At 64.1% G+C, this 11,178-nt stretch carries 12 protein-coding genes; 3 read left to right on the top strand and 9 right to left on the bottom strand.

Annotation, left to right across the window (positions count from 1 at the left end):
* A partial coding sequence (locus tag Q0S16_RS22685) for an outer membrane beta-barrel protein (RefSeq protein ID WP_295853453.1) occupies positions 1–686 on the bottom strand: 686 nt, incomplete at its 3' end.
* 194 nt (positions 687–880) lie between these two features.
* On the opposite strand from Q0S16_RS22685, the gene Q0S16_RS22680 reads away from it, so the two are divergent.
* Complete coding sequence (locus Q0S16_RS22680) at positions 881–1,894, top strand: KpsF/GutQ family sugar-phosphate isomerase (RefSeq protein WP_295853449.1); 1,014 nt, start codon at positions 881–883, stop codon at positions 1,892–1,894.
* A 142-nt stretch (positions 1,895–2,036) separates the two neighbouring features.
* Here Q0S16_RS22680 and Q0S16_RS22675 read toward each other — a convergent pair whose 3' ends face one another.
* Positions 2,037–2,582 (bottom strand): carboxymuconolactone decarboxylase family protein, encoded by a 546-nt coding sequence (locus Q0S16_RS22675; protein ID WP_295853447.1) that lies wholly within the window; start codon positions 2,580–2,582, stop codon positions 2,037–2,039.
* 76 nt (positions 2,583–2,658) lie between these two features.
* Here Q0S16_RS22675 and Q0S16_RS22670 point away from each other — a divergent pair, with 76 nt between their 5' ends.
* On the top strand, positions 2,659–3,003 hold the full coding sequence (locus Q0S16_RS22670) for a helix-turn-helix domain-containing protein (protein WP_295853445.1): 345 nt from the start codon (positions 2,659–2,661) through the stop codon (positions 3,001–3,003).
* A gap of 178 nt (positions 3,004–3,181) precedes the next feature.
* Here the strand turns inward: Q0S16_RS22670 and Q0S16_RS22665 are convergent, their stop codons facing one another.
* The 6 genes from Q0S16_RS22665 to Q0S16_RS22640 form a co-directional block, all read right to left on the bottom strand.
* Complete coding sequence (locus Q0S16_RS22665) at positions 3,182–3,625, bottom strand: NfeD family protein (protein ID WP_295853441.1); 444 nt, start codon at positions 3,623–3,625, stop codon at positions 3,182–3,184.
* 2 nt (positions 3,626–3,627) lie between these two features.
* Complete coding sequence (locus tag Q0S16_RS22660; protein ID WP_295853439.1) at positions 3,628–4,623, bottom strand: SPFH domain-containing protein; 996 nt, start codon at positions 4,621–4,623, stop codon at positions 3,628–3,630.
* A 239-nt stretch (positions 4,624–4,862) separates the two neighbouring features.
* Complete coding sequence (gene hemH, locus Q0S16_RS22655; protein WP_295853437.1) at positions 4,863–5,900, bottom strand: ferrochelatase; 1,038 nt, start codon at positions 5,898–5,900, stop codon at positions 4,863–4,865.
* A gap of 58 nt (positions 5,901–5,958) precedes the next feature.
* Positions 5,959–6,960, bottom strand: a complete 1,002-nt coding sequence (locus Q0S16_RS22650) for a nickel/cobalt transporter (RefSeq protein ID WP_295853461.1) — start codon at positions 6,958–6,960, stop codon at positions 5,959–5,961.
* 161 nt (positions 6,961–7,121) lie between these two features.
* Positions 7,122–7,748: a DUF1007 family protein gene (locus tag Q0S16_RS22645; RefSeq protein ID WP_295853434.1), complete on the bottom strand. Its 627-nt coding sequence runs from the start codon at positions 7,746–7,748 to the stop codon at positions 7,122–7,124.
* Positions 7,749–7,849: 101 nt separating this feature from the next.
* Positions 7,850–9,961 carry a M3 family metallopeptidase gene (locus Q0S16_RS22640; RefSeq protein ID WP_295853431.1) on the bottom strand — a complete coding sequence of 704 codons (2,112 nt, stop codon included), beginning with the start codon at positions 9,959–9,961 and terminating at the stop codon, positions 7,850–7,852.
* A 130-nt stretch (positions 9,962–10,091) separates the two neighbouring features.
* On the opposite strand from Q0S16_RS22640, the gene Q0S16_RS22635 reads away from it, so the two are divergent.
* Positions 10,092–10,343, top strand: coding sequence for a hypothetical protein (locus Q0S16_RS22635; RefSeq protein ID WP_295853428.1), 252 nt, complete (start codon positions 10,092–10,094; stop codon positions 10,341–10,343).
* A gap of 512 nt (positions 10,344–10,855) precedes the next feature.
* Here the strand turns inward: Q0S16_RS22635 and Q0S16_RS22630 are convergent.
* Positions 10,856–11,178: hypothetical protein (locus tag Q0S16_RS22630; RefSeq protein ID WP_295853426.1), on the bottom strand; the 323-nt coding region annotated here is incomplete at its 5' end.

Genomic DNA, 11,178 nt, shown 5'->3' with positions numbered 1-11,178 from the left:
ACCGCGTGCCGACTCCAGTCCGACGCCGCCAGCAGTTCGGGCGCGATCCGGTAGAAGCTCGCTCCCTTGGGCTGAATCAGACGCGCCGGATTGCTGTCGTAACCGCCATAGGTTTCGACCGCCGATTTCACCAGGAAGCTGCCGACATAGACCCCGGTCGGCCCGAACGGATCGGGGTCGGGCTTCAGCCGCTTGCGCGCCGGCTGTCCGGTAGCGATGCCGGCGATCGAGGCTGACACCGGCGGCTTGTTGGATTTCGACGACGGCGGAATCGTCAGCGGCGGCGTCGGCACGATCGGCGGCGGCGTGCCGGGACCGGGCGACGGCTTCGGCTTCCGCGCGCCAGGATATAGTTTGGCCCGCTGGCGGCGCCGGTTGAGCGAATCATAGCCTGACGACGAGGCGCCATAGGCGGCGGCGTTGCCATAGATGACCGGCTGGCCGATCCGCGACGGCGCGATCACGCTGCTGCGCAGCCCATCGGTCGGCTCCGGCGGCTGGTCGGAGGTCCGTCGCAGCGGCAGGCTCGACGGCGAGACAAAGGCGCCGGGCATCGGCGTCAGCAGGTCGGAGGTCAGCGCCTGCCCGGCGGCCGGCCATGGCGCCAAAACCAGCCATAGACAGGCCGACAACGCGCCAAGCAGTTTGGCACGGTTGTGGCGGCCCGGGGCTGGACCTGACTTCACGACATGAAACTCCAACAAAACCAGCGACTTGATCGAGCCCCACCGGCGCGACCGGCGCGCGAAGGGGCTTATGGTTAAGAGAGTTAAAACGCTTATGGTTAATGCGACGTTGAGAAACCGAGATTGCGGGTTTCGCCTCGGTCTCGCCGCCGTGCTATGGAATGTCGGATATTTTCCAGCGGGATTTCAGGCGCATGGCACTTTCCACCCCAGCAACGGCGACAGCGACCATGACCGACCAGGCCAGTGAGGCGATCGCCTCGGCGCTGCGCACGCTCGATGCCGAAGCCAGCGGCGTTACCGCGCTGGCCGCCGCTTTGCAGTCCGATCTCGGCGCATCGTTCAGCGCCGCCGCCGGGCTGATCCTCCATGCCAGGGGCCGGCTGATCATCACCGGACTCGGCAAGTCCGGCCATATCGGCCGCAAGATCGCCGCCACCTTTGCTTCGACCGGCACGCCGGCGTTCTTCGTGCACGCCGCCGAAGCCAGCCATGGCGACCTCGGCATGATCACCGCCGACGACGTCATCCTGGCGCTGTCCTGGTCCGGCGAGCAGCCGGAGATGAAGAACCTGATCAGCTATGCCAAGCGCTTCAAGATCGGCGTCATCGCCATGACCGCGGATGCCGGCTCGACGCTGGCAAAGGCCGCCGATGTCGCGCTGACGCTGCCGAAGGCGCGCGAGGCCTGCCCGCACAATCTCGCCCCCACGACTTCCTCGCTGATGATGCTGGCGCTCGGCGACGCGCTGGCGATCGCGCTGCTCGAGGGCCGCGGCTTCACCTCGGTGGATTTCTCGGTGCTGCATCCGGGCGGCAAGCTCGGCGCGATGCTGAAATACACCCGCGACCTGATGCATGAGGGCGACGCAGTGCCGCTGAAGCCGCTCGGCACCAAGATGTCGGACGCGCTGGTGGAAATGTCCTCGAAGGGTTTTGGCTGCGTCGGCATCGTCGACCACCACGGCCATGTGGTCGGCATCGTCACCGACGGCGACCTCCGCCGCCACATGCGGCCGGACCTGATGACGGTGTCGGTCGACGAGGTGATGACCAAAAACCCGCGAACCATCAGCCGCGATCTGCTCGCCGGCGAGGCGCTGGAAATGCTCAACTCCGCCAAGATCACCGCGCTGCTGGTGACCGACGCGAGGAAGCCGGTCGGCATCGTGCATCTGCACGATCTGCTCAGGGCGGGCGTGGCTTAAAACTCAGACCGTTTCCCGGACGCGCTGCGGCATTCTCAGGCGATGCACTTGCATCGCCGCATGCCGCTGCGCAGATCCGGGACCCCGGCTCTGCGAAGCAACACTGCGCGTAGCATCGCGTCCGGGGCACGAGAGAACGTGGCTAGGAAACCCGCGGAAACGTTGCCGCATTTTCCTCCGGCTGCAACGCAAGTCCGTTGGCGAGATACGACACCGTGCGATAGAAGCCGCACAGCAAAATGATCTCGAGGATTTTGGCGTCATCGTAATGCGCCGACAGCGCGGCGAATTCGTCGTCGCTGAGCGTGGCGCGGTGATGCAGCGCATCGACCGCGGCGATCATCGCCTGCTCCGCGGCACTCCAGCACGGTGCATCGGCGTCGCCGACCGTCGTGGCCGTCACCTGCTCGTCGGTCAGCCGCGCGGCGTCTGCAAAGGTCGCGACATGCACGCCCCACTCGTAGGCGCAGCCGGTCAGCGCGCAGGTCCGGTCGATGACGATCTCGCGCTCGCGCAGACCGAGCGGCCCGCGGTCGAGCAGGCTGCCGGCGCGAAATTTCGTCCACGCGCGGGGATGGCCGGCCAGCACCCGGAACAGCCGCAGCGGGGGCGCGCCGCGCATGATTGCGTCGAACTGTGCTTGGATCTCCGGCGGGTACGGCGGCTGTAGCGGCGCGATGCGTGACATCGACGACCTCCGTGCTATGATAAACGTAGCATGACGCTACATAATCCGTAGCATTTGACAAGAGGCTGGAGGGGCTATGACGAAACCTGTTTCAGCAAAAGCCCCGCGTCCGGTGCGCGGTTCGACCACGGGCCGGCCGGTGATGGCGCTGCTTGACCTGCTCGGCCGGCGCTGGACGCTGCGGGTCATCTGGGAACTGCGCGAGACGTCGCTGACCTCGCGGGCGCTGCGCGAAATGTGCGACGACGCCTCGCCGACCGTGCTGCAGGCGCGGCTCACCGAGCTCAGAAAGGCCGGCCTCGTCGAGCTGCAGCCGGCCAGCGGCTACAGGCTGACCAAACTCGGGCGCGAATTGATGGCGACGGTGTTGCCGCTGCATCGTTTTGCCGCGCGCTGGAGCAAACGCCAGCCGCACGCCTAGGCTCGTTCCCGGACGCGCTGCGGCATTCTCAGGCGATGCACTTGCATCGCGGCATGCCGCTGCGCAGATCCGGGATCCCCGGTTTCCTGAGCCACGAACCGGGACCCCGGCTTTGCGAAGCAACACTGCGCGTTGCATCGCGTCCGGGGCACGAGACGCGCGTTCCGGATGACGACGCCTAAACCGCCGCCACCGTCAGGCTCGCGCCGTCGGCATGCACGATCTTCACCCGGCTGCCGGCCGGCGTATCCGGGCCCGCGACACGCCACACGGTATCGTCGATCCGCACGATGCCTTCGCCATCGACGATCGGCTTCTCCAGCGTGCAAACCCGGCCGACCAGCGCATCCGAGCGCCTGTTGAGAAACGGGTTCGGATTGCTGCCGGGTTTTTGTCGCGCGATCCGGCGCCACAACGGCACAGCGGCGACAGCAAACGCGGCGAACAGCAATAGTTGCAACTGCCAGGCCGGCGTCACCACAAAGGACAGCAGGCCCACCAGAAACGCCGACAGCCCGAGCCAGAACATGAAGACACCGGGCGCCAGTAATTCGAGCCCCATCAGCAACACGCCGAAAATCAGCCAGTTCCAGGTACCCAGCGTGACCAGAATGTCGGCCATGCTCAGCTCCTCGGCGTCGCCGGCGGAGTCGGGCCGGCCGGTGGCACCGACGCACGCCGCGCCGCGGCCTGCGCCGAGGCGGAACTTTCGCCAAAGGTCGCCTTGGCGATCTCGCCAATGCCAGCCAGCGAGCCAAGCACGCCCATCGCCTCGATCGGCAGCATGATGATCTTCTGGTTCGGCGAATCCGCGATCTGCCCGAACGCCTTGATATACTTGTCCGCGATAAAATAGTTCAGCGCGGCGACGTCGCCGCTGGCGATGGCATCGGACACCATGCGGGTCGCTTTTGCTTCGGCTTCCGCGGCACGCTCACGCGCCTCGGCGTCAAGGAAGGCGGCTTCGCGGCGGCCCTCGGCCTGCAGGATCTGGCCCTGCTTCGCGCCTTCGGCGCGAAGAATCTCCGACTGTCGCTGGCCTTCCGCCTGCAGGATGTCGGCGCGCTTGACGCGCTCGGCCTTCATCTGCCGGCCCATCGCCTCGACCAGATCGGCGGGCGGCACGATGTCCTTGATCTCGATGCGGTTGACCTTGAGGCCCCACGGCGACACCGCGGCATCGACCACGCGCAGCAGCCGCTCGTTGATCTCGTCGCGGTGCGACAGCACCTGGTCGAGGTCCATCGCGCCCATCACCGAGCGGATGTTGGTCATGGTCAGCACGATGATCGCCTGGTTGAGGTTGGAGACCTCGTAGCTCGCCTTGGCGGCGTCGAACACCTGGTAGAAGGCGACGCCATCCACCGTCACCGTGGCATTGTCCTTGGTGATGACTTCCTGCTCGGGAATGTTGATCACCTGCTCCATCACGTTGACCTTGCGGCCAACGCGATCGAAATAGGGAATGATGATATTGAGGCCCGGCGACAGCGTGCGGGTGAATTTGCCGAACCGCTCGATGGTCCAGTCATAGCCCTGCGGCACCGTCTTGACGCCGGCAAACAGCGTCAGGATGATCAGCAGCACGACGGCGATGGCGAAAATATCGAAACCGGTCATCAAATCCTCCCAGCGAATCCGCGTGCGCAGTGGCGCGTTCTGGATTGGTCGCCGGGATCAGATGTAAGGTTCGCGGCTGGCAAAAGCGAGCGCCGTTTTCATTGCGAGGAGCCCTTGCGACGAAGCAATCCAGTTTTCCGACGCTTGTGGCTTCCGGATTGCCGCTTCGCTTCGCTAAGGGAAAGCCAGTGGCTTTCCCTGACCTCACAATGACGGAGGAGAGAACGAAGCGGGCCTCCTTAGATCCAGCCCTGCAATTCCCGCAGCACCAGTTCGCGGATCACGTCCATGCCCGGATCACTGTCGTTCAGACAAGGCACCGCGGAAAAATGTTCGCCGCCATTGCCTTCGAAGATCTCGCAGTTCTCCTGCGAAATTTCTTCCAGCGTCTCCAGGCAATCCGCCGAGAAGCCCGGCATTACCACAACGATGCGCTTGAGGCCGTCCTTGGCGAGCCGCTCGATGGTCTTGTCGGTATAGGGCTTCAACCACTGGTCGAAGCCGAAGCGCGACTGGAAGGTCAGCATCAGCCGCGGCGAGTGCGGTCCGAGCCTTCGGCGCAGCGCCTCGGTGGTCGCGATGCACTGCGTCTGGTAGGGGTCGCCCTTGTCGATATATTTCTGCGGCATGCCGTGGAAGGACGCCACGATCAGCTCCGGCACAAAGGACAGCGACGCGATGTGAGTCTCGATCGAGACCGCCAGCGCGTTGATGTAATCCGGCTCGTCGAAATAAGGCGGCGTTACCCGCAGCGTCGGCTGCGCGCGCATGCTGCCGAGAACCTTGAAGGCTTCATCGCAGACGGTGGCGGAAGTCGCCGCCGAATATTGCGGATACAGCGGCACGATCAGGATGCGGTCGCAGCCTTGCGCCTTCAGCGCCTCGATCCGGGATTTCATCGACGGATTGCCGTAGCGCATCGCCCAGTCCACGGTCACATGGCTATGGTCGGCGATCGCCAAAGCCAGCTTGTCGGACTGTGCCCGGGTAATGGTCTTCAGCGGGGATTCGTTGAGTTCCGTATTCCAGATCTTGAGATAATCCTTGGCCTTGCGCTGCGGGCGCGTGGTCAGGATGATGCCGTTGAGCACCAGTTTCCAGATCAGGCCCTGGTCCTCGATCACCCGGCGATCCGACAGGAACTCGCGCAGATAGACGCGGACGCCGCGGGCATCCGCGGTGTCCGGGGTACCGAGATTGACCAGCAGCACGCCGACGCGGTCCATCGGCGTTGCGACGGACACGGCAGGCCTCTCGATGGGAATAACGACTGTCATGATATCAGTGGCATCGCGCTTTGGCCGGAGCTTGTCAAGACAACTGCCCGACACAGGATTAGAAACAGGTCACACGTTCGGCGGCGACATAGCCGAGCAGCAGGCCGATACCGAACAGCAGCACCACCGCGGCGGCGGCCAGTTCGAGCCCGCGCATCAGCAACGCGCCGCGGCCACTGTCGCCGCCTGCGAGGCGCCGCGCCAACCCCTTGGCGGACACCGCGATGACCGCGATCGCAGCCACGGTAACCGCCGTGCCCAGCCCCATCACGAAGGTGGCGGCGATGCCGGCCCAGAACATGCCCTGCGCCAGCGCGAACACCAGCACCAGGATTGCCCCCGAACAGGGCCGGATACCGACCGCGACGATCGCCGACAGGCCGCGCGTCCAGCCGCCGGGGCCACCGAGCTGATCCGGGGTCGGGCCATGGGAATGGCCGCAATGCGCATCATGAACATGGCCAGCATGATCGTGGTGAGGATGATGGTGATCGTGGCCGGTCGTTTCGACATGCGCCATCGCCGTTCGCGGCGCGGCCAATGCCGGACGCATCGCGCGCAGCAGGCCGCGGCCCTTGCTCCACACCAGCCCCGCGCCGAAGGCGGCGATCAGCGCGTAGCTGGCGATCTCGATGACGCGCTCGGCGCCGCACATCGTCTTGGCGGTGACATTGAGCAGCCAGGCACCGACGCCAACGATCAGCACCGCCACCAGCGACTGCATCAGCGCCGAGACGAAGGACAATACGATGCCCCGCTTCGCGGTCTCCTCATTGGCGACCAGATAGGACGAGATCACCGCCTTGCCATGGCCGGGACCGGCGGCGTGGAAGATGCCGTAGGCAAAGAAAATCGCCAGCAGCGTCCACACCGCGCTGCCGTCTGACTTCGCGGCGCGAATGGTCGACGACATCGCGCGGTAGAATTCGGACTGTTTGGTCAGCAGCCAGCCGATCACGCCACCGACTTGCGCGTCAGGGGCCACCTTGGGCGCGCCGAAGGGATTTTGGGCGAACAATTGATGCCAGGAAGCGTCCGCGCATGAGACGAGCGCGAACACAGCCGCGCAGACCAGGGTCACATTAAGCACCGACCTCTCCGCGTCATTGCGAGGAGCGAAGCAACGCGGCAATCCAGAAACAGTACACGAAGGCTGGATTGCTTCGTCACAAGGGCTCCTCGCAATGACGGCGGAGAGAGCATCGCCGGATCGATTTGACGTCACGGGCAGTCCACCGTGATCTTGTTGGCGAACATCGCGCCGTAATTGGAATTCTCGCCGTTCATGAAAGTGTCTTCATTGAGCACCTTCGCTCCGGCCGCGCCGTCGCTCGGTCGCTGGATCGCGGTACCGCAGCCGACCGGCGCGCCGACCAGGCGGATCGGATCTTTCTTCTCAAGACCGAAATCGACGAAGAAGGTCGGATCATAGATCTCCAGCGCCAGTTGCCTGGTCTTGAACGGCGTCTTGAACGGCAGAGTAAAGTGCAGCACCAGCGCGCCATTCCTGTGTTCGAGATAATAGTCGACCGGATCGACGAAGCGCTGCTTCTTGCCGTCGGCCCGGGCAAAGGTGAAGAAGCCGAATTCCTTCAGCGACTCCACGTTGGTCTGGGCCAGCGGCGCCAGCTCCTCGCGGCTATAGGCGCCCTTGGTCTTGGCCTCGATGCCCTGCAGCGCATAGGTCGAGAACAGATCGTCGAAAGTCCAGGCGTGGCGCACGCCGGTAATACCGCCGTCCGGCGCGTAGAGCAGTTCGCTGGAGGCGGTGACAAAGACGTGGGGATGGGCGGAAGCGACCGTGATGCCAAGCGCCAAAAAGCCCGCACACAACAGCCCCCTCGTCATTGCGAGGAGCCCTTGCGACGAAGCAATCCAGCTCTTGTTGCGCGTGCGGCTTTGTGGATTGCCGCGTCGCTTCGCTCCTCGCAATGACGGCGGAGAGGGCATCACGCCGCCTCCGGCTCTTCCAGCAATCCACGCCGCCGCAGCAGCGCGTCCGGTGCCGGCGCCCGGCCACGGAACGCGATATAGGCGGCTTCCGGATCGAGCGAGCCGCCCGACGAATAGATATCGTCATGCAGCCGCTTCGCCGTTGCGGGATCGAAGATGTCGCCGGCTTCCTCGAACGCGCCGAACGCGTCGGCATCCATCACCTCGGACCACATGTAGCTGTAATAGCCCGACGCATAATGGTCGCCGGAGAAGATGTGGGCGAACTGGGTCGGCCGGTGCCGCAGCGAGATTTCCGCGGGCATGCCGATCTTCTCCAACTCCTTCTTCTCGAACGCCGCCACGTCGGTGGAAGCCGAGGCCGGCTGCGTATGGAATTCGAGGTCGATCAATGCCGACGACACGAATTCCACCGTGGCAAAGCCCTGGTTGAATTTTCGCGCGGCGATGAAGCGCTTCAAGAGGTCATCGGGCAGCGGCTCGCCGGTCTGGTAATGGGTGGCAAACTGCCTGAGCACCCGCGGCTGCTCTTGCCAGTGCTCATAGAGCTGCGACGGCAGCTCGACGAAATCGGTGAACACCGAGGTACCCGACAGCGACGGATAGGTGACGTTCGACAGCATGCCATGCAGGCCATGCCCGAATTCGTGAAACAAGGTGCGGGCGTCGTCCGGCGACAGCAGCGCGGGCTGGCCCTGGGTGCCTTTCGAAAAATTGCAGACGTTGAGGATCAGCGGCGCCACGTCGCCGTCGAGCTTCTGCTGGTCGCGCAGCGACGTCATCCAGGCGCCGGAGCGCTTCGAGGGCCGGGCGAAGTAGTCGCCGTAGAACAATGCCTTGTGCACGCCGTGGGCGTCCTTGACCTCCCAGACGCGAACGTCGGGATGCCAGACCGGAACGTCCTTGCGTTCATGGAAGGTGACGCCGAACAGCCGCGTCGCCGTGTCGAACGAGGCCGCGATCATATTGTCGAGCGCCAGATACGGCTTGATCGCGGCGTCGTCGAAATTGGCGCGGCGCTGGCGCAGCTTCTCGGCGTAATAGCGCCAGTCCCAGGCGGCGAGTTCGAAATTGCCGCCCTCCTCCGCGATCAATTCCTGCAACGCGTCGCGGTCGGCCAGCGCACGGGCACGCGCCGGCTTCCACACCCGCTCCAGCAATCCGCGCACCGCCTCCGGCGTCTTCGCCATCGAATCTTCCAGCCGGTAGGCGGCGAAAGTCGCAAAGCCCAGCAGCTTCGCGGTCTCCTCGCGCAGCTTCAGAATCGCGACGATGGTGGCGTTATTGTCGTTGGCGTTGCCGTTATTGCCGCGCGCGGTGAAGGCCTTGTAGGCGCGCTCGCGCAAATCGCGCCGCGTCGAGCTCTTCAGGAAAGGCTCCATCGAGGAGCGCGAGGTGGTGATGATGGCGCGGCCCGGCATGCCCCTTTCCTCGGCGGCAGCCTTCGCGGCGGCAACAAAACTCTCCGGCAGGCCGTCGGTGTCGGTCTCGCCGATTTCCATGAACCAGTCCTGCTCGTCACCGAGCAAATGATGGCTGAAGCTGGTGCCAAGCTGCGCCAGGCGCTCGTTGATCTCGGCCATCCGCGCCTTGGCGACCTCGTCGAGGCCGGCGCCGGAGCGATGAAAGCGGGTATAGGTGCGTTCCAGCAGCCGGTTCTGCTCCGAGGTCAGGCCGAGTTCGGCGCGATTGTCGTGCAGCGCCACGATGCGGCCAAACAGCACGGCATTCATCATGATCGGGTTCCAGTGGCGCGCCTGGCGCAGCGACACTTCCTTGTCGAGCTCCAGGATCGCGGGGTTGGAATGCGCCGAAACCAGATCATAGAACACCGCCGACACCCGGCCGAGCAGCTTGCCGGAGCGCTCCAGCGCCGTGATGGTGTTGGCGAAATCCGGCGTCGCCGGATCGTTGGTGATGGCGGCGATCTCGGCCGCATGGTCGAAAAACGCCTGTTCAAAGGCCGGCATGAAGTGCTCGGGCAGGATTTCATCGAATGGCGGGGTCTCGAACGGCGTCGTCCAGGCTTGAAGTAAGGGATTGGCTTTCAGCAGAAAATGATCAGACGCGCTGGTGGAAACCGCTGAAGGAAGGTGGCTGTCTGACATCATAAATCCTGATTTGCCGCGCATGAACCTGCGGCAACTATACCACGCCATGGGGCTTTTTTAGGCCCTTTAGTGCTTGCCGCAGCAGGCTTTTTCGGAGAGATTGCGGCCCGAAACAGGACTTCAAGCCATGACCACCTCCACCGCCCCCCGCCGTATCTACTGGCCCAGCGTCATCACTGTGATCTCGGCGGCGATCCTGATCGGCGCGGAAGTGTTCGGCGCGGCCTTTGCCGGCGGCTGGGCGCTCGCCATCCTGTTCGGGCTCGACACCACCGGCGAACATATTTTGCAGGTGGTCCTGTTCCTCGCCGGCGTTGCCATCATGGTGGCGTTCATGCGCAACGCCGCGCGGATCGAGCCATTCACGCGACGGGCCTGAGACGACTAACACTCAGCCGTCATTGCGCGGAGCACTTGCGACGAAGCAATCCAGTTCTTCGGCGCATGCGGCTTTGTGGATTGCCGCGTCGCTCCGCTCCTCGCCATGACGTGGATAGGCCTAGCCGGCCAGCGCCAAACGCTCACGCTTCCTCAAGCTAACTTAACATTCGTTCATATTTGGCGCTCGACTGCGTCTGGTTTGCAACGTTGCGGTCCGGCGTTGAAGAAATTCACGCGCAACCCCAAAAAAATCTTGCACCCCCCACCCAAACACCCTAATTGCAATCTTGCCCAATTTCGCACGTGCCTGTGGTCGTGTGTCAGTCGGTAGGTATCCGGACAAGAGGCCGGACAGCCGCCAAGGGACAAGGAAGCCGAGGGTCTTGCGATGCAAATCGTACGGCCAGCATCTCTCTCCAGGGATGCCGATGAAGGTGACTTTGATCCTTGCAACCGTGACTGGCAGCCGGAGGCGAACCGGCGCACCTCGTTCTCAACGGGGGACGCGACTTAAAGCAACGACGGATCGGGCTTTTTTGGTCTCTGCCGGCTTTCCACCAGCCGGCGCGAATACCGAAGAGGCTTGTCCTTCATTGCCAGGTGTGCGGGCGGGATCACTCCCAACCAATCCACGGCAGCACAATTCGGTCTGAGCTTTTTGGCCCCCTCGCGCCTCCATCGCGTGATGTGGCCGAAGCGCTTTGATCCGAGATCATTTTTGAACGTGTCCCGTCGCTGGGCCGTTTGGAGGGTGCTATGACCGAACGCATTCAGGAATTCCTGCGCAACCGTCGCAACGAGGGCCAGGACGCCGAGCCGTGTCTCGTCGTCGA

The organism is Tardiphaga sp. (assembly GCF_025356345.1).
Lineage (GTDB): Bacteria > Pseudomonadota > Alphaproteobacteria > Rhizobiales > Xanthobacteraceae > Tardiphaga.
Note: the sequence above shows the minus strand (reverse complement) of the source record. Positions and strands in the feature narration are given on the sequence as shown.